We start from the raw sequence: 16,973 nt of genomic DNA, 5'->3' as shown, positions 1-16,973 counted from the left end.
GCTGCTGTGCGGGCTGACTCGACCAAGGTTCACTCGGCCAAGGTTCACTCGACCGTGGTTCACTCGACCAGGGCGATGGCCGCGCGGGCCGTCGACCTCTGCGTGGCGCTGCTGCACCGGCAGGCGTCGGTCGAGTCCGTGTCGCGCGTCCTGCGCGAGCACGGCGAGACCGGAGACCTCGACCTCGGCGAGGCGGACGTCGCCGCCATGCGCGCGGCGGCGGCCCGCCTGCGCGAGGTGCTGGCCGCCCCCGACACCGGCCGGGCGGCCGCGCTGCTCAACCGGCTGCTCGCCGACGCGGCCCGCGCGCCCCGGCTGACCGACCACGGGGGCTCGACGAGCTGGCACGTGCACGTGGACGACGCCGACGACGCGCCCTGGGCCGAGTGGTTCCTGGCGTCGTCGGCGATGGCGTTCGCCGTGCTCCTGGCCGATCATCAGCGGGTGCCGGGCGGGCTGTGCGCGTCGGCGGGCTGCCGGCGGCCGTACCTCGACCTGGGCGGGGGCAGCCCGCGCCGCTTCTGCAGCGCCCGCTGCGCGACCCGCGAGCGCGTCGCCGCCCACCGCTCGCGCGCGGCCTCCTCAGAAACCTCAGACGTCCCGGACTGACCGCCGGCGGCCTGCCGTCAGCACGGCCACCGCCACCGCCTGGGCCGCCGCGCCCGCCAGAAGGGCCGCCACCACCGAGTACGCGGCCAGCGGCCCGGCCACCGCGGACCCGACCGCGAACGAGGTGATCTTCAGGCTGGCGCCCGTGGTGAACACCTGGGCGCGCAGCCGCGCGGGCGCTTCGCGGTGGCGTACCGAGAACAGGGCGGTGAGCTGCGGCCCTTCGCCCAGGCCCACGACGCCCGCCGCCACCACCGCGACCCAGTAGGCCCCGGACACCCCCGCTGCGGCGGCCAGCATCATCCCCACGCCCGCCACCGCCGTCCCCCATACCAGCAGGGCGTCCCAGTGTCGCGGCCCGCGCGCCCTGGCGACGAGCGCGTTCGCGGCCAGGCCGCACGCGGCGGTGACGGCGAGCAGCAGCGCGCCGGGGCCGGTCGAGCCGGTGAGCCGTTCGCCGAGGACCGGGGCCGACACGACCAGCATCGCCGTCCCCGCGCACGAGACCATCGACCCGGCCGTGGCCCGCAGCAGCACCGGGTTGCCCAGGATCGCGCCGAACCCCTCCCGCAACTCCTCGCCGACGCCGCGCCGCGCCTTCACCCCCGCCGAGGCGGGCAGAGTCCAGGCGGCGGGCAGTGCGGCGACCAGCAGGACGACGCAGACGAGGACGGCGACCGGCCCCCCGGCGATCACTCCCGCCAGCGCCGGCCCCGCCAACCCCGCCACGTTGTACGTCATCGCGTCCAGCGCGTTGGCCCGCCCCAGCCGGTCCGGGCCGGCGACGGCGGGGATCTGGGACGTCCAGCCGCCGGTCAGGGCGGGCCCCACGAGCCCGGCCGCGACCGCCACCGCGACCAGCGCGGCCTCCGGCAGCCGTCCCAGCCCGGAGACGATGACCAGCAGCCCGCCCGCGTACGCCACGAGGCACCCGGCGAGCAGCCGCCCCGGCCGCCGCGCCCGGTCCAGCAGCACCCCGAGCAGCGGCCCGCCCGCCGCGGCGGACACCGTCAGCCCGGCCAGCAGCCAGGACGCCACCACCGGCGACCCGGTCACGGCCAGCCCGGCGATCAGCAGCGCGGGGCCCGACATCTCGTCCGCGGTGCGGGCCGTCGCCGCCCCCGCCAGGTAACGCCATAACACGAAGGAGACGTTACACCGGAAACCGCACCCGCAAGATCACTCGAAAACGTGTTTGAAGGATCGCGTAGACTGGACAGCATGACAGTCGCGTTCCAAGCATCTTTGCTGGGCCTCGACGAGGAGCTGGGGCTCGGGCCGCTCGGCGCGTCGGTGCGCCGCACGCACCTCGACCACGGCGCCTGGATCGACCTCCTGCCCGGCTGGCTGACGGGCGCAGACACGCTGTTCGAGCGCCTGGCCGCCGAGGTGCCGTGGCGCGCCGAGCGGCGGCGCATGTACGACCGGTTCGTGGACGTCCCCCGCCTGCTGAAGTTCTACGGCGAGGACGAGCCGCTGCCCGACCCGATCCTCGACGAGGCCCGGCGCGCGCTCGACGCCCACTACGGCGCCGAGCTGGGCGAGCCGTTCCGCACGGCGGGCCTGTGCTTCTACCGCGACGGGCGCGACAGCGTGGCCTGGCACGGCGACACCATCGGCAGGGGCTCCACCGAGGACACCATGGTCGCCATCCTCTCGGTCGGCGACCCGCGCCCGCTGCTGCTCCGCCCCAGGGGCGGCGGGCCGTCGATCCGCCACGAGCTCGGGCACGGCGACCTCATCGTCATGGGCGGAAGCTGCCAGCGCACCTGGGAGCACGCCATCCCCAAGACGTCCCGGCCCGCGGGGCCGCGCATCAGCGTCCAGTTCCGCCCGCGCGGCGTCCGCTGACCCCTGTTCATCACTCCAGGCGCAGGCGGGCGAGGCGGCCCTGCTCGCCTGAGGCCCAGCAGGAGCCGTCCCGCGCGCACGACACCGTGTCGAACGAGCCGTCGTCGAACGTCCGCCACGTCCGCCCGCCGTTCCACGTCACGTCACTGCCGCCCGGCCCCACCGCGACCGCCGCGAGCGACGGGAACGGCAGCCACGTCACCCCTGACCGGTAGCCCGGCGGCGGCGTCGCGGCCGGCCGCCAGGTGACGCCGCCGTCCCTGGTGACCGCGGCGGCGCTGGGCGACCGCTGGTCCGGCCGGTAGTCGCCGCCGACCGCGAGGCCGTGCCGCGGATCACGGAAGGCGAGCCCGAACACGCCCCGCGCCGGGTCCCCGGCCGGCAGGGGCGTGTTGGCGACGGTCCACGTACGGCCGCGGTCGGCCGAGTGGAACACCCGCGCCCGTTCGGCCCCGCCGGCGGCCAGCCAGGCGTCCCGGCCGCCCGCCGTCACCAGGCACTGCCCGCTCGCCGCGAACCCGGCCTCGCCCGGCAGCGCCTCCGGCATGCCCTCGGCGGGCAGCACCCGCCAGCTCCGGCCGCCGTCCTGGGTGGCCAGAATGCGGAACCTGCCGTCCACGGGGTCGCTCATCGCCAGGCCGTGCCGGTCGTCGAAGAAGGCCAGGCAGTCGTAGAAGGCGCGCGGCTCGTCGTTCCTGAACGTCTCCGCCCACGTACGTCCGCCGTCCTCGGTGCGGTAGACGCGCGAGTCCGTGCCCTCGCCGATGGACAACGCCACCGCCTGGCGGGCGTCGAACGCCTCGATGTCGCGGAACTGCAGCTCGGACGTGCCGGGCGGGGGGACGTTCTGCCAGCTCCGGCCGCCGTCCGTGGTGCGCAGCACGGTGCCTTCCGAGCCGGACGCCCAGGCCACGTGGCGGCTGACGGGGGACAGGCCGCGCAGGCGCGCGCTCACCCCGGTCTCCTTCAGCTCCCAGCCGAGCCGCGGCATCTCGTCGGCCGCGGGGGAGAAGGAGGGGAAGCCCGTCGTGATGACGGTGGCCGCTGACAGCATGCCCAACGCGATGTGAAGCATCATGTCGGGAAAACTAATCCAAAAGGATCATCCAGTCCATGCGGCCTACAGGTCAGGCCGCGGTACGGTCAGCCCCCCAAGAGTGCCCCCAGGAGAGCAGGGATTCCGCGGTCGAGAAGCGCCGGGAGGAGACGGATTCGCCGAGGATCACGCCCACGAGCGTACGCCCGTCCCGCTCGCCCGCGAAGGCCAGGCAGTACCCGGCGGCGCGGGTGAAGCCCGTCTTCAGCCCGATCGCGCCCGGCGTGCCCAGCAGCCGGTTGGTGTTGCGCCAGCCGTACGCGCGGTGCTCGGCGGTGGCGTCCAGCTCGTGGTAGCGGGTGCCGGCGGCCTGCTTGATCAGCGGGTTGCGCAGCGCCTCGGCGGCCAGGACGGCCTGGTCGCGGGCCGTGGAGTAACCGTTGCCCCGGGGGCTGGGCAGGCCGTCGGCGTTGACGTACTCGGTGTCGTTCATGCCGAGCTCGCGGGCGGTCGCGTTCATCCTGGCGACGAAGCCGCGCACGCCCGGCCCGTACGTACGCGCCAGCGCGTGCGCCGCGTCGGCCCCGGACGGCAGCATGAGGCCGTAGAGCAGCTCGCCCACGGTGAGGCGGTCGCCGGCCCGCAGGTCGGCGGTGGTGCCGCCGCCGTCCTCCGCGTACGCGACGTCGGCACGCGTGATCTCGACCACGTCCGTCGGCTTGGCGAGCTTCAGCACCACGTAGGCGGTCATCGTCTTGGTGAGGCTGGCGACCGGCATCCGCTCCCCGCCGTGGTCGTCGAGGAGCGGCTTGCCGGTGGCGGCGTCGAGCAGGTACGCCGCGCGCCCGTACAGCACGGGAGCGTCGAGTGCCGCGTGCGCGGCGGTGAGAGGGGCGGGGACGGCCGCGTGCGCGGGCGCCACGACCCCCGTGGCCAGGGCCAGGGCGCCGGCCACGGCGGCCAGGCGGGCTTTCCGGTTACGCATTACCCCAGGTTGCCGCCTGCTTTGAGGTGAATTTGACAACGATTCGGACACGCAGTCCGGAACCGCCGACAGCGTCGGCGTTTCCGTACGGGTAGATCTTTCTCCCGGTCACTGCCCGGCGAGGCCGGTGTGCGCGACGCCGCGCACGATCTGCCGCTGGAACAGCACGAACACCACCAGCAGCGGCAGCCCCGCGAGCACCACCGACGCCATGATCTGCGCGTACCGGAGGCCGAAGGTGCCCTGCACCACGTTGGCGAGCCCCACGGGCAGCGTCATGGTGTTCGGGTCGGTGGAGACCAGGAAGGGCCACAGGAAGTTGTTCCACGTCGTGATGAAGGTGAAGATCGACACCGCGGCGAGCACCGGCCGCGACAGCGGCAGCACGATCGTGAAGAACACCCGCCAGCGCCCCGCCCCGTCCACGAACGCGGCCTGCTCCAGCTCCGGCGGCACGTCCTGGAAGAACTTGAACAGGACGTACACGATGAGCGGCGCGGCCACCTGCGGCAGGATGATCGCCCACCAGGTGTCCACCAGGCCGAGCGCCACCATCTCGGCGAACAGCGGCGCCATCAGCACCTGCGGCGGCACCATGATCCCGGCCAGGATCAGCGCCAGCAGCGCCCGCCGGCCGCGGAAGTGCGTGCGCGCGAAGCCGTAGGCGGCCATCGCCGACAGCAGCACGGTCAGGAACGTGACGAGCACCGCCGTGACCGTGGAGTTGATCGCCCAGGTGAGGATGTCGCCGGTGCCGAGCACCAGCCGGTAGGCGTCCAGCGTGAGCTCGCTGCCGAACCACTGGAGCGGCAGCTTGGTCGTCTCCGTCTCCGGCTTGAGCGAGGTCGCCACCGCCCAGGCGATGGGCGCGAGCCACAAGGCCGCCAGCACCAGCGCCACCAGCAGCAGCACGAGCTGACCGGGGCGGAACCGCTTGGTCATGAGTCCTCCGCGCGCTTGCGGAACAGCCGCAGCTGTGCCAGGGAGACGACGACGATGATGGCGAACAGGATGTACGAGACCGCCGAGGCGTAGCCGATCCGGTAGCCGGTGAAGCCGACGTCGTAGGCGTACTCGATGATGGGCCGGGTGGCGTCCTGGGGGCCGCCGGCGGTCATGAGGTAGATCTGGTCGAAGACCTTCAGCGAGGCCAGCAGCTGCAGCACCACGATGAGCGCGGTGGTGCGGCCGAGCATCGGCAGTGTGATCGAGCGCAGCCGGGCCCAGGCGCCGGCGCCGTCGAGGGCGGCGGCCTCGTACAGATGGTGGGGGATCGACTGGAGCGCGGCCAGGTAGAGCAGGAAGTTGAAGCCGACCGTCCACCAGACCGTGGTCAGCACCATGGACCACATGGCGACGGACGGATCGCCCAGCCACAGCACGTCGAGGCCGAGCGTGCCGTTGATCAGGCCGTAGTCCGGCGGGTAGATCATCTGCAGCCACAGCAGCGACACCACGGCCGACGGCAGCAGGAACGGCCCGAAGAACGACAGCCGCCACAGCCACTGCACGAACCGCAGGTGGTGCACCAGCAGCGCGAGGACCAGCCCGAGCAGCACCAGCGGCACCGTGCTGAGCGCGGTGAAGACGAGGGTGTTCCACAGCGAGCGCCACATGCGCGGGTCGCCGAACGCCTCGGCGTAGTTGGCGAAGCCGACGAAGGTGTCGTTGGTGCCGGCGATGTTGACGCTGGACAGGCTCATCCGCACGCCCAGCACCACGGGCCAGACCAGGAACGCCACATAGACGGCCAGGAAGGGCAGGACGAACAGCAGCCCGTGCTGCGTCCAGGCGTGCCTGACCTTGGCCTTGGCGGCGGGCGGGGCGGCCGCGGGGGCCGCGACGACGGTCGTCATCAGCGCTCCTGCCTGGGGAAGGGGTTCGGGGCGGCGAGCAGCCGGGTCAGCGACGCCTTGGCGGCGGCCAGGCCGTCCTCCGGCGAACGCTCCCCGCTGATCACCGGCGAGAACGCCTCGCCGAACTCGATCCACATCCGCGATGCCGAGCCGGCGAACCACACCTGCGGGTCGAGCGCGACCTCGGTGACGACGGAGCGGTACTCCGACTGCGGCTGCAGCGCGAGGTAGTCGGGCTGCTCCAGCGCCGGCAGGTACGCGGGCACGTGACCCGCCACCGCCCACTGGGCGCTGTTCTTCACGATGTGGGCGATGAAGCGGTAGGTGGCCCGCTCCACCTCGGGATCGCGGTCACGCTGGTGCGGCAGCACGAACGAGTGACAGTCGGCCTGCGCCGCGCCGGTGCCGAAGACGCTGGGGAAGCGGGACATGCTGAACGGCGTCCCGCGCTCCTTGAGCCCGGTCACCTCCCAGTCGCCGTTCCAGAGGAACGCGGCCTCGCCGTTGGTGAACTTCGCGACCGAGGCGCCGTAGTCGGTGCGCCAGTCGCACAGCCCTTCCTTGCCGAGCCGGGCCATGAGGCGCAGCGCGGCGAGGGCCTTGGCGTCGTCGATGGCGATGGCGGAGCCGTCGGGCGACAGCAGCGTGCCGCCCGACTGCGGGTAGAGCGACCCCCACACCCGCCAGGGGCCGACCGTGCCGAGGCCGAGCGCGTCGAAGGCGAGCGGCGGCCGGCCGCCCATCGCGTCCTTGGCCTTGCGCAGCATGGCGATCAGGCCGTCCTCGCCCTGGGTGGGCCGCAGCTTGCCGGCCGAGTCGAGCAGGCCGGCCTTGGCGCAGATGTCGGTGTTGTAGTACTGCACCATGGGGTGGGCGTCGAACGGGATCGCGTACAGCACGCCGTCGAGGTGGGCGCGCTCCCAGATCGGCGGGGAGAAGTCCGCGCCGCGCAGGCCCGCCTCCTCCAGCAGTCGCACGTTGATCGGGTCGAGGATGGCGCCCGCGCCGATGCCGGCCAGCCGGGCCAGGTGGAAGGTGGCGAGGTCGGGGGAGCGGCCGCCCGAGCCGGCCATCGCGACCTTCGTGTAGTACGGCTCGCCCCAGGCCAGCACGTTCTCCTCGACGAAGACGTCCGGGTTGGCCTGGCCGAACGCCTGGACCATCCGGTTCATGATGATGCCGTCACTGGCACCGAGGAAGTGCCAGTACTGGACGCGGGTGCGGGACGAGCCGAGCCCCACGGGGAGGGCACAGCTCGCGGCGGCGGCGCCGGCGAGCGCGAGGCTGCCGCCGAGCAGGCTCCGGCGGGTGAGGGGGGAGGGAGGACCTTGCACGGTGGCCTCTTCCTTCACCGGGCTGCCGCCCGGCGGTTGATCGAGGTCGTTCTAGGTGTTACGGCGGAGTTACCCGAGTGTTAGCGGTAACAACAAAGCGTGTCAAGGCCCATGTAGCAACCGTTTTCCACGGCCGGGCCCGCTCGCTCCGAGCCCTTGACCGGCCACCCTGATAGCGCTAACAATGCCTCCGTGACGTAACGCCCGCGAAACCTGAGGAGCCCCCTTCGTGCACCAGGCCGCACTCACGCTCGATCCCGCCTTCCGCGTGGCCCCGGTCCAGCGGCGCACCTTCGGCACGTTCGTCGAACACCTGGGCCGCTGCGTCTACACCGGCATCTACGAACCCGGCCATCCCACCGCCGACGAGGACGGCTTCCGGGCCGACGTCCTGGAGCTGACCCGCGAGCTCGGCGTCTCCACGGTGCGCTACCCCGGCGGCAACTTCGTCTCCGGCTACCGCTGGGAGGACGGCGTCGGCCCGAAGGAGCTCCGGCCGCGCCGGCTCGACCTGGCCTGGCACAGCACCGAGACCAACGAGGTCGGGGTGGACGAGTTCGTCCGCTGGTGCCGCAAGGCCGGGGTGGAGCCGATGATGGCGGTCAACCTCGGCACCCGTGGCATCGAGGCCGCGCTGGACCTGCTGGAGTACTGCAACCACCCCTCCGGCACCGCGCTCTCCGACCGGCGGATCGCGGGCGGGGCCAAGGAGCCGCACGACGTACGGATGTGGTGCCTGGGCAACGAGATGGACGGCCCCTGGCAGACCGGCCACAAGACCGCCGCCGAGTACGGCCGGCTGGCCGCCGAGACCGCCCGCGCCATGCGGATGATCGACCCCAAGCTGGAACTGGTCGCCTGCGGCAGCTCCAGCTCGTCGATGCCGACCTTCGGCGCGTGGGAGGCCGAGGTGCTCGCCCACACCTACGACGTCATCGACTACATCTCCTGCCACGCCTACTACGAGGAGAAGGACGGCGACCTCGGCAGCTTCCTCGCCTGCGCCACCGACATGGAGTTCTTCATCCGCTCGGTGGCCGCCACCGCCGACCACGTCGGCGCGAAGCTGAAGTCGCGCAAGCGGATCGACATCTCCTTCGACGAGTGGAACGTGTGGTACCTGTCCCGCTTCCAGAACGCCGACCCCCCGTCGGACTGGCCGGTCGCGCCGCGCCTGCTGGAGGACCACTACCACCTGGCCGACGCGGTCGCCGTGGGCGGCCTGCTGATCACGCTGCTGCGGCACAGCGACCGGGTGCGCGCCGCGTCGCTGGCGCAACTGGTCAACGTCATCGCCCCGATCATGACCGAGCCGGGCGGGCGGGCCTGGAAGCAGACCACGTTCCACCCGTTCGCCCAGGCCAGCAGGTACGCGAGCGGCGACGTGCTGCGCGTGGAGCCGGTCTGCCCGAGCTACGAGACGGCCGCGTACGGACAGGTGCCGCTGCTGCACGCGGTCGCCACCCACGACGAGCGCTCCACCACCGTCTTCGCCATCAACCGCGCCACCGACCGGCCGATGGAGCTGCGCATCGACGCCCGCGCCCTCGGCGGGGCGCGCGTCGTGGAGGCGAGCACGCTGAGCGGCCCGGACGTCTACGCCCGCAACACCGCCGACGACCCCGGCCGCGTCGCGCCCCGACCCAACCCGGACGTGCGGCACGACCCGGAGACCGTGGTGCTGCCCCCGGTCTCCTGGAACGTCATCAGGCTCGGTTGAGCCCCGGCGCGGCGCCGGTGCTCTCGCGGACGACCAGCTCCGGCTCCACCAGGCGCCGGGCCTCGGGCTCGGTGCCCGCCATGCGGTCGAGCAGCATGTGGAAGGCGTGCCGGCCCACCTCGCCGAAGTCCTGCCTGACGGTGGTGAGCGGCGGCCAGAAGTACGCGGCCTCGGGGATGTCGTCGAACCCGACCACGCTGACGTCCTCGGGCACCCGCCGCCCCGCTTCGCGCAGCGCCCGCAGCACCCCGAGCGCCATCTGGTCGTTGGCCACGAACACCGCGCTGACCTCGGGATCGGCGGCCAGCCGGCGGCCGAGCTGGTATCCCGAGCGCGAGCTCCAGTCACCGCGCAGCACGTCGGGCACCGGCCGCCCGGCGGCCTCCAGCACCCCGCGCCAGCCCTGGATGCGGCCGTTGGCGTCGAGCCAGTCGGCCGGGCCGCCGACGTGCCAGACGCTCTGATGGCCGAGGCTGAGCAGGTGGCGGGTGGCCCTGATGGCCCCGGCGCGCTGGTCGACCTTGGCCACCGGCACGGGGATGTCGTCACCGGCGTCCACCGCGACCACCGGCATCTCCGGCGGCAGGTGACGCAGCCCGTCGGCGGCCGACTCGTGCGGCGCCACGATGATCACCCCGTCCACCGCCTGCGCGCGCAGCCGCTCGACGCCCTCGCGGATGGAGGTGCGGTGCAGCGAGCTCAGGCTGGCGATGCTGACGTTGTAGCCGGCGTGCCTGGCGGCCTGCTCGACGCTGTAGAGCGTGGAGGCGGGACCGTAGAGCGTGGTGTCGATACTGACCACGCCGAGCACCCCGGACCGCCCGGTCACGAGCTGGCGCGCGGCGTGATTGGGCCGGTAGTCGAGCTCTTTGACGGCGGCGAGCACCCGTTCCCTGGTCTCGGCCCTGACTCGCTCGGGCGCGTTGAGCACCCGCGAGACGGTCATCGTGGAAACCCCCGCGAGAACGGCCACGTCCATGAGCACCGCAGGCCGCCCCGTCTTGGCTTTGACCACAGCTCACCCCCTGCCAGGTAAACGCTAACAGGCGAAAGGGGCAGACGCGCGCATCATTTCAGGGCAGATGTTCAGCACGGGCAGGGGCCGGAGGACGCGAAAAAGCCCCGGCCTGGGCGACCGGGGCTCTCGGCGGGGTGGTGGTGGACGATACTGGGATTGAACCAGTGACCTCTTCCGTGTCAGGGAAGCGCTCTCCCGCTGAGCTAATCGTCCTTGTGAGGTGGCGACGGGATTTGAACCCGTGTGGACGGCTTTGCAGGCCGCTGCCTCGCCTCTCGGCCACGCCACCGCGTCAACATCCCACTCCGAGCGGAAGACGGGATTCGAACCCGCGACCCTCACCTTGGCAAGGTGATGCTCTACCACTGAGCCACTTCCGCGTTGCTGCTTTCACAACTCTAGCGGGTTTTCGGCGTTGATGCTTACTTGCGGAGCTGCCGGGCCACGCTCCGCTCGGTCGCGGGCAGGCTGAGGAAGATCTCCAGGATGCGGGTGAGGCGGTGGACCTCGATGCGGTGGAAGGCCGGGCCCTCGGAGCGGGCCAGGACGAGGGTCAGCGCCAGCGGCGGCAGCGGGGCGTGGATGATGTGCAGCCCGTCGGCCAGGGTCGTGGCGGCCGGGCGGGACGGCGCCTCGGCCGGGAGGTCGAGCTCCTGCGGGGCCCGCCAGCTCGCGTAGACCACCCGGCCGGCCGCGGCCGTGGCCGCCCAGTCGGCGCTGAACAGCACCGGCAGCGAGTCGACGAGCGTGGTCAGCGCGCGGTCGCCCGCCGTGGTGATGTATTTGAGAATCTCCAGCTCCGGGTAGGTGCCGGGCGCCTCGCGGGTGGTCCAGATCGCCTCGACGGCGACGCCTTCGACGCCCTCCAGGCTGGTGACGAGGTCCTGGCGGGACGTGCTCTCCGGGCAGAAGATCGTCAGGTCGTCGAGTGCGCTGCCCTCGCCCCGGTCGAGGACGATCACCTGGGTGATGTCGGCCCCCGCCGCACCCAGGACCTTGGTGACCTGCGCCAGGGAGCCCGGCTTGTCGGGCAGCCGCACGCGTACGCGAAGAAGCATCCATCCCCCCTCACCGAGATGCCGATCACAGCCTATCGGCCGAATACCGGTCACAGGCTGACCTGCGCTACAACTGGGCGGATGAAGATTGGGCCTCTCGGAGTGTGGCCGCCGGTGGTGCTGGCGCCGATGGCGGGCATCACGAACGCGCCGTTCCGGGTGCTGTGCAGGGAGCAGGGCGCCGGGCTGTTCGTGTGCGAGATGATCACCACGCGCGGGCTGGTGGAGCGCAACCCCAAGACCATGCGGATGATCCGGTTCGACGACTCCGAGCGGCCGCGGAGCATCCAGCTCTACGGGGTGGACCCCGACATCGTGGGCCGGGCGGTCCGCATGATCGCCGAGGAGGATCTCGCCGATCACGTCGATCTCAACTTCGGCTGCCCGGTGCCCAAGGTGACCAGGCGCGGGGGCGGGTCGGCGCTGCCGTACAAACGGGGCCTGCTGCGCCGCATCCTGCGGGCCGCGGTCGCGAACGCCGGTGCGCTGCCCGTGACGATGAAGATGCGCAAGGGCATCGACGACGACCACCTGACCTACCTCGACGCGGGGCGCATCGCGGCCGAGGAGGGCGTCGCGGCGATCGCGCTGCACGCCCGCACGGCCCGGCAGCACTACGGCGGGGTCGCCGACTGGGCGGCCATCGCCCGGCTGAAGGAGGCCGTGCCGGAGATCCCCGTGCTGGGCAACGGCGACATCTGGTGCGCCGACGACGCGCTGCGCATGGTGGCCGAGACCGGCTGCGACGGCGTGGTGGTGGGGCGCGGCTGCCTGGGCCGCCCGTGGTTGTTCAAGGACCTGGAGAACGCCTTCAACGGCAGCCCCGAGCGGGTCCGCCCCACGCTCGGCGAGGTGGCCGGGATGATGATGCGGCACGCCGAGGGGCTGGCCGGCTGCTTCGACATCGAGCGCTACGCCGTCGCCGACTTCCGCAAGCACGTCGGCTGGTACCTGAAGGGCTTCACGGTCGGCGCCGAACTGCGGCGCGAGCTGGCCACCGCCGAGTCGCTCGACGGGCTGCGGGCCGGCCTCGCCAAGCTGGAGCACGACCAGCCGTGGCCGCCCCACACCGACACCCCGCGCGGCAAGTCGGGCGAGCGGGACAAGGTGCTCCTGCCGGACGGCTGGCTGGACGACCCGTGGGACGTGGCGGTGCCGCAGGACGCCGAGTCCGAGGTGTCCGGCGGCTGAGCCCGCGGGGAGGTCAGCGGGCGACCGGGAGCGGGCCGCGGTCCGGGGGGAAGAGCTGGTCGTCGAGGTGGGCGACGGCGTACTCGATGGCGCCCACCACCACGCACTCGTCCCCGAGCGTCGAGGCCCGCACCTCCGGCATCCGCATGCAGCGGGTCTCCAGCCGCCGCCGCAGCGGCTCCAGGAGCACGTCGGACGAGCGCGAGAACCCGCCGCCGAGCACCACCATCTGCGGGTCCAGGATGAGCACCATGGCGGCGGTGCCCACGGCGAGGTCGTCGACATAGCGCTCGACGCACTCCATCGCGACCGGGTCGCCGTTGCGGGCGGCGGCGAGGGTGTGGCCGGCCGCGTCCTCCGGCGCGACGCCCTCGGGCACGCACGCGCAGGTGTTGAGATGCTCGGGCGCGTCGAACCAGCGGGACTCGGGCAGCATCGCGACCTCCCCGGCCGCCGCGCCGAACCCCCGGTGCACCTTGCCGTCGATCACCAGGCCCGCGCCCATGCGCCGCCCGACGTGCAGGAACACCACGTCCCTGGCGCCCTGGGCCACGCCGCGCCTGGTCTCGGCCATGGCGGCCAGGCGGCTGTCGTTCTCGATGAGCACCGGGCAGGGGAACATCTCGCGCAGCCGTCCCGCGAGGTCGAGGTCGCGCCAGGCGGGGACGGCCGCCGAGTAGATGACCCGGCCCTCCACGTCGATGACGCCGATGGTGCCGACGGCGACCATCCAGAGGTCGGAGACGGAGGTGCGGCTCAGCGTCAGGCACCCCTCGACGGCCCGCTCGATCGCGGCGAGGCGCTCCTCCAGCGGGGCGTCGGGCAGCACCGGCTGCCGGGTCTCGGCCAGGATCTCCCCGTCCAGGTCGGACAGGGCGGCGCGGATGTTGTGACCCCCTATGTCGACGCCCACCAGGTAGCCGCTGTCGGCGCGGAAGCGGTAGCGGCGGGCGGGCCGGCCCATCGTGCCGGGGCTCGGCGGCACCTCCTCCACCCAGCCGAGCCCCATCAGCTCGTCGGCGACCTCCTTCATGGACGGCCGCGACAGGCCCGTACGCTCGGCGAGCGCCGACAGGGTGAGCGGGCCCGCCCGGCGCAGCGCGCGGATGGCGGTCAGCGAGTTGAGCTGGCGCAGCCGGGACAGGTCGCCGCCGCGTAGGTCCGCCATTCGCCGTGTCCTTAGGTAGGTCTCCTGTTTATGTCTCGCATTATGCCAGGGATGAGGGGGTGTACGAGCGCGACTCACCCGTGCTACTAATGAAGCGCTCCTTCGTAAGTAGACAGGAAAGAGGACTGATGTCGTTCGTTGACATCGGCGAGGTCGCGTACGTCCCCGGCTCGGCCCGGGTGTTCGAGCACGGCTGGCAGTCGTGGAGCCCCACGGGCGCCTATCGCCTGGACGAGACCCCGCCCCGCCCCGCGAGCGGGACGATACAGATCCTCTGCTACCGCCCCGGCACGCCGGTCCCCGAGCGCGCGTTCCAGGGGGAGGGCCTGCTCGCCGTCGAGACGGGCGAGGGCTCCGTGGAGCTGTGGTCCGCCGCCGGCCCCCACGAGGTGCCCTCGATCCGGGCCCGCGAGGAGGGCGGCCGCCTGGTGATCTCGGCCGACGCCTCGGCCCGCCACCACCGCGCCGAGGGCGACCTCGGCACGGCACTGCGCCGGTGGGCGGAGACGATGGCCGACGCCGCGTCAGCGCCGCGCACCTTCCCCGCCGTCCCGCCCATGTGGTGCACCTGGTACGGCTACTGGGACAAGGTCGTCGAGGCCGACGTCCTGGAGAACCTGGAGCTGGCCACCCGCCACGGCCTGCCCGCCGACATGTTCCTCATCGACGACGGCTACGAGGCCGGCATCGGCGACTGGCTGGACCCCCGTCCCGGCTTCGGCTCGCTCGCCCGCGCCGTGGACGCCGTCACCGGCACCGGCCGCCGCGCCGGCATCTGGACCGCCCCCTTCCTGGTCGGCCACGACAGTCGCCTGTACCGGGAGCACCCCGAGTGGCTGGTCGGCGGCGCGTACGCGGGCCGCATGTGGGATCAGGACCTCGCCGTCCTCGACGTCACCCACCCGGACGCCGCCGAGCACCTGACGAACGTCTTCCGCACGTTCGCCGGCATGGGGATCACCCACTTCAAGCTCGACTACCTGTACGCCGGCGCGCTCGCCGGCCGCCGCCACGAGGACCTCGACCCGATCGCCGCCTACCGGCGCGGCCTGGAGATCGTCCGACGGGGCGCCGGCGAGGAGGCCACGCTGCACGGCTGCGGCGCCCCGATGCTGCCCAGCATCGGCCTGGTGGACGTCATGCGGGTCAGCCCCGACATCGCGCTCACCCTGCGGCCGAGGTCCGGGGACATCAGCCAGCCCTCGCAGCTCGGCGCCCGCCTCACCGGCGCGGCCCGGGAGTTCCTGCACGCCCGGTGGTGGGTCAACGACCCGGACTGCATCGTCGTCCGCCCCGAGATGGAGGCGCGGGAGGAGTGGGCGGCGCACGTCGGCGCGACCGGCGGGCTGCGCGGCTCCAGCGACCCGATCGCCGCCCTGGACGCCTGGGGCATGGAGACGACCCGGCGGCTGCTGGTCCCCACCGCGACGGAACCGTCGTGAGCCGAGGCCGCAGGGGCGGCTGGCACGCCTACCTCTTCATCGGGCCCAGCCTCTTCGGCGTGGTGGCGTTCCTGCTGCTGCCGATGGTCATCGTGCTCGTGCTGAGCCTGTTCGACTGGGAGCTGCTGTCCGCACCCGAGTTCGCCGGCCTGGACAACTACCGCCGCCTGGCCGCCGACGGCGGCACCTGGCACTCCCTCCTCGTCACCGTCGGCTACGTCCTGCTGTCGATCCCGCTGCAGACCGTCCTCGCCCTCGCGCTGGCGGTGCTGCTCGACCGTCGGGTGAAGGGCCTGCGGCTCTACCGCTCGCTGTTCGTGGTGCCGTGGATGGCGACGCCGATCGTCCTCGGCCTCGTCTGGCAGTGGATCTTCGATCCGCGCGACGGCGCTTTGAACAGCGCGCTGGCCCTCGTCGGCGTGACCGGCCCCGACTGGCTGTCCGACCCGTCCTGGGCGCTGCCGGCCGTCGCGCTGGTCAGCGTCTGGCAGCACACCGGCTACAACATGCTGTTCTTCCTGGCGGGGCTGCAGGGCATCCCGCGCGAGCTGCACGACGCCGCCGCCGTGGACGGCGCGGGGCCGCGCGAGCGCTTCTGGCGGGTGACGCTGCCGCTGCTCAACCCCACGATGTTCTTCGTCACGGTCACCAACCTGATCGGCGCCTTCCAGGTGTTCGACACGGTGTACGCGATGACGGACGGCGGGCCGAGCCACAGCACCGAGGTGCTGAACTTCCGCATCTTCCAGACCGCGTTCAAGGAGTTCGACTTCGGCTACGCGGCCACGCTGTCGACGCTGCTGTTCGCGGTCATCTTCGCGGTGACGCTGGCGCAGGTCCGGTTCTTCGGCAAGCGCACCACCTACGACCTGAGCTGAGGAGCCATGGCCAAGCGCGTCCTCCTGTACGCCGTGCTCACGATCGGCGCTTTCGTGTCGGTGTTCCCGTACCTGCTGGTGGTGCTGACCGCGTTCAAGACGCAGGCGCAGCTCAGCTCGACCGAGCCGTGGCTGCCGGGGCTGCCGCCGACGGCGGGCAACCTCGCCACGATGCTGGCCGGCGACTTTCCCCGCTACGTGCTCAACACGGCGCTGATGACGGCGCTGATGACGGCCGGGCAGCTGGTGTTCACCACGTTCGCCGCCTACGCCTTCGCCCGGCTGCGCTTCCGCGGCAGGGACGTGCTGTTCTGGCTGTACGTGGCCACCATGATGGTGCCGAGCGCCGTCACCATGATCCCGCTCTTCCTCATCATGCGGGAGCTGGGCCTGGTCAACACCTGGTACGGCCTGCTCGCCCCCTACATCCTCGGCACGCCGTACGGGATCTTCCTGATGCGGCAGTTCTTCAAGAGCCTGCCCGCCGGGCTGGAGGAGGCGGCCCGCATCGACGGGGCCGGGCAGCTGACGATCCTGCTGCGCGTGCTGCTGCCGCTGTGCCGGCCCGCGCTCGGCACGCTCGCCATCATCACCGTCATCTCGTCGTGGAACAGCTTCCTGTGGCCGCTGATCATCACCAGCGGCGACGACACCCGCGTGATCACCGTCGCCATCGCCACGCTCAAGTCCGGCATCGGCGTCGACTACCACCTCATGATGGCCGGCAGCCTGATCGCCCTGGTGCCGATGGTGGCCGTCTTCATCTTCTTCCAGAAACACATCGTCAGGTCGGTGGTCCTCACCGGCCTCAAATGAGAACCCGAACA

Annotated in this window: 16 protein-coding genes and 3 tRNA genes; 7 read left to right on the top strand and 12 right to left on the bottom strand. The window is 72.3% G+C overall.

The window, feature by feature from the left end:
* Nucleotides 1–54 precede the first annotated feature (54 nt).
* Nucleotides 55–609: a CGNR zinc finger domain-containing protein gene (locus tag ABD292_RS43435; RefSeq protein ID WP_344218249.1), complete on the top strand. Its 555-nt coding sequence runs from the start codon at nucleotides 55–57 to the stop codon at nucleotides 607–609.
* Here ABD292_RS43435 and ABD292_RS43430 read toward each other — a convergent pair.
* Nucleotides 592–1,752, bottom strand: coding sequence for an MFS transporter (locus ABD292_RS43430; protein ID WP_344218247.1), 1,161 nt, complete (start codon nucleotides 1,750–1,752; stop codon nucleotides 592–594). The two genes, ABD292_RS43435 and ABD292_RS43430, sit on opposite strands and share 18 nt — an antisense overlap.
* A gap of 78 nt (nucleotides 1,753–1,830) precedes the next feature.
* On the opposite strand from ABD292_RS43430, the gene ABD292_RS43425 reads away from it, so the two are divergent.
* On the top strand, nucleotides 1,831–2,460 hold the full coding sequence (locus ABD292_RS43425; protein ID WP_344218245.1) for an alpha-ketoglutarate-dependent dioxygenase AlkB: 630 nt from the start codon (nucleotides 1,831–1,833) through the stop codon (nucleotides 2,458–2,460).
* A gap of 10 nt (nucleotides 2,461–2,470) precedes the next feature.
* On the opposite strand, the gene ABD292_RS43420 is transcribed toward ABD292_RS43425, so the two are convergent.
* The 5 genes from ABD292_RS43420 to ABD292_RS43400 form a co-directional block, all read right to left on the bottom strand.
* Entirely contained in the window at nucleotides 2,471–3,538 is a 1,068-nt protein-coding gene (locus tag ABD292_RS43420) for a WD40/YVTN/BNR-like repeat-containing protein (protein ID WP_344218243.1), read from the bottom strand.
* 49 nt (nucleotides 3,539–3,587) lie between these two features.
* Complete coding sequence (locus tag ABD292_RS43415) at nucleotides 3,588–4,481, bottom strand: D-alanyl-D-alanine carboxypeptidase family protein (RefSeq protein WP_344218241.1); 894 nt, start codon at nucleotides 4,479–4,481, stop codon at nucleotides 3,588–3,590.
* Nucleotides 4,482–4,589: 108 nt separating this feature from the next.
* Complete coding sequence (locus tag ABD292_RS43410; protein ID WP_344218239.1) at nucleotides 4,590–5,423, bottom strand: carbohydrate ABC transporter permease; 834 nt, start codon at nucleotides 5,421–5,423, stop codon at nucleotides 4,590–4,592.
* Nucleotides 5,420–6,337: a carbohydrate ABC transporter permease gene (locus tag ABD292_RS43405; RefSeq protein WP_344218237.1), complete on the bottom strand. Its 918-nt coding sequence runs from the start codon at nucleotides 6,335–6,337 to the stop codon at nucleotides 5,420–5,422. The genes ABD292_RS43410 and ABD292_RS43405 overlap by 4 nt, the downstream gene beginning before the upstream one ends.
* Nucleotides 6,337–7,671, bottom strand: coding sequence for an extracellular solute-binding protein (locus ABD292_RS43400; protein ID WP_344218235.1), 1,335 nt, complete (start codon nucleotides 7,669–7,671; stop codon nucleotides 6,337–6,339). The genes ABD292_RS43405 and ABD292_RS43400 overlap by 1 nt, the downstream gene beginning before the upstream one ends.
* 229 nt (nucleotides 7,672–7,900) lie before the next feature.
* On the opposite strand from ABD292_RS43400, the gene arfA reads away from it, so the two are divergent.
* Nucleotides 7,901–9,391, top strand: coding sequence for an arabinosylfuranosidase ArfA (gene arfA, locus ABD292_RS43395; RefSeq protein WP_344218233.1), 1,491 nt, complete (start codon nucleotides 7,901–7,903; stop codon nucleotides 9,389–9,391).
* Here the strand turns inward: arfA and ABD292_RS43390 are convergent.
* The 5 genes from ABD292_RS43390 to ABD292_RS43370 form a co-directional block, all read right to left on the bottom strand.
* Nucleotides 9,378–10,406 (bottom strand): LacI family DNA-binding transcriptional regulator, encoded by a 1,029-nt coding sequence (locus ABD292_RS43390; protein ID WP_344218231.1) that lies wholly within the window; start codon nucleotides 10,404–10,406, stop codon nucleotides 9,378–9,380. The two genes, arfA and ABD292_RS43390, sit on opposite strands and share 14 nt — an antisense overlap.
* Before the next feature lie 141 nt (nucleotides 10,407–10,547).
* Nucleotides 10,548–10,622: transfer RNA gene (locus ABD292_RS43385), tRNA-Val, on the bottom strand.
* A 5-nt stretch (nucleotides 10,623–10,627) separates the two neighbouring features.
* A tRNA-Cys gene (locus ABD292_RS43380) sits at nucleotides 10,628–10,698 on the bottom strand.
* 19 nt (nucleotides 10,699–10,717) lie between these two features.
* Nucleotides 10,718–10,789, bottom strand: a tRNA-Gly gene (locus ABD292_RS43375).
* 42 nt (nucleotides 10,790–10,831) lie between these two features.
* The gene (locus ABD292_RS43370; protein ID WP_344218229.1) at nucleotides 10,832–11,467 is read right to left on the bottom strand and encodes an ACT domain-containing protein; all 636 of its coding nucleotides are present in this window, start codon (nucleotides 11,465–11,467) and stop codon (nucleotides 10,832–10,834) included.
* Nucleotides 11,468–11,548: 81 nt separating this feature from the next.
* On the opposite strand from ABD292_RS43370, the gene dusB reads away from it, so the two are divergent.
* On the top strand, nucleotides 11,549–12,658 hold the full coding sequence (gene dusB / locus ABD292_RS43365; protein ID WP_344218227.1) for a tRNA dihydrouridine synthase DusB: 1,110 nt from the start codon (nucleotides 11,549–11,551) through the stop codon (nucleotides 12,656–12,658).
* A 13-nt stretch (nucleotides 12,659–12,671) separates the two neighbouring features.
* On the opposite strand, the gene ABD292_RS43360 is transcribed toward dusB, so the two are convergent.
* On the bottom strand, nucleotides 12,672–13,826 hold the full coding sequence (locus tag ABD292_RS43360; protein ID WP_344218225.1) for an ROK family transcriptional regulator: 1,155 nt from the start codon (nucleotides 13,824–13,826) through the stop codon (nucleotides 12,672–12,674).
* 128 nt (nucleotides 13,827–13,954) lie between these two features.
* Here ABD292_RS43360 and ABD292_RS43355 point away from each other — a divergent pair, with 128 nt between their 5' ends.
* The 3 genes from ABD292_RS43355 to ABD292_RS43345 are packed head-to-tail and all read left to right on the top strand — an operon-like array spanning nucleotide 13,955 to nucleotide 16,962.
* On the top strand, nucleotides 13,955–15,268 hold the full coding sequence (locus tag ABD292_RS43355; RefSeq protein ID WP_344218223.1) for a glycoside hydrolase family 36 protein: 1,314 nt from the start codon (nucleotides 13,955–13,957) through the stop codon (nucleotides 15,266–15,268).
* Nucleotides 15,265–16,146, top strand: a complete 882-nt coding sequence (locus ABD292_RS43350) for a carbohydrate ABC transporter permease (RefSeq protein WP_344218221.1) — start codon at nucleotides 15,265–15,267, stop codon at nucleotides 16,144–16,146. The genes ABD292_RS43355 and ABD292_RS43350 overlap by 4 nt, the downstream gene beginning before the upstream one ends.
* 6 nt (nucleotides 16,147–16,152) lie before the next feature.
* Entirely contained in the window at nucleotides 16,153–16,962 is an 810-nt protein-coding gene (locus tag ABD292_RS43345) for a carbohydrate ABC transporter permease (protein WP_344218219.1), read from the top strand.
* The last annotated feature ends 11 nt before the right edge of the window (nucleotides 16,963–16,973 follow it).

This window comes from Nonomuraea bangladeshensis (assembly GCF_039529455.1).
GTDB classification, from domain to species: domain Bacteria; phylum Actinomycetota; class Actinomycetes; order Streptosporangiales; family Streptosporangiaceae; genus Nonomuraea; species Nonomuraea bangladeshensis.
Note: the sequence above shows the minus strand (reverse complement) of the source record. Positions and strands in the feature narration are given on the sequence as shown.

Excerpts from the sequence above, each read along its gene's own strand:
- ABD292_RS43425 (WP_344218245.1), top strand. The coding sequence starts at position 1,831 with ATGACAGTCGCGTTCCAAGCATCTTTGCTGGGCCTCGACGAGGAGCTG.
- ABD292_RS43420 (WP_344218243.1), bottom strand. The coding sequence starts at position 3,538 with ATGATGCTTCACATCGCGTTGGGCATGCTGTCAGCGGCCACCGTCATC.
- ABD292_RS43415 (WP_344218241.1), bottom strand. The coding sequence starts at position 4,481 with ATGCGTAACCGGAAAGCCCGCCTGGCCGCCGTGGCCGGCGCCCTGGCC.
- ABD292_RS43410 (WP_344218239.1), bottom strand. The coding sequence starts at position 5,423 with ATGACCAAGCGGTTCCGCCCCGGTCAGCTCGTGCTGCTGCTGGTGGCG.
- ABD292_RS43405 (WP_344218237.1), bottom strand. The coding sequence starts at position 6,337 with ATGACGACCGTCGTCGCGGCCCCCGCGGCCGCCCCGCCCGCCGCCAAG.
- ABD292_RS43370 (WP_344218229.1), bottom strand. The coding sequence starts at position 11,467 with ATGCTTCTTCGCGTACGCGTGCGGCTGCCCGACAAGCCGGGCTCCCTG.
- dusB (WP_344218227.1), top strand. The coding sequence starts at position 11,549 with ATGAAGATTGGGCCTCTCGGAGTGTGGCCGCCGGTGGTGCTGGCGCCG.
- ABD292_RS43360 (WP_344218225.1), bottom strand. The coding sequence starts at position 13,826 with ATGGCGGACCTACGCGGCGGCGACCTGTCCCGGCTGCGCCAGCTCAAC.
- ABD292_RS43355 (WP_344218223.1), top strand. The coding sequence starts at position 13,955 with ATGTCGTTCGTTGACATCGGCGAGGTCGCGTACGTCCCCGGCTCGGCC.
- ABD292_RS43345 (WP_344218219.1), top strand. The coding sequence starts at position 16,153 with ATGGCCAAGCGCGTCCTCCTGTACGCCGTGCTCACGATCGGCGCTTTC.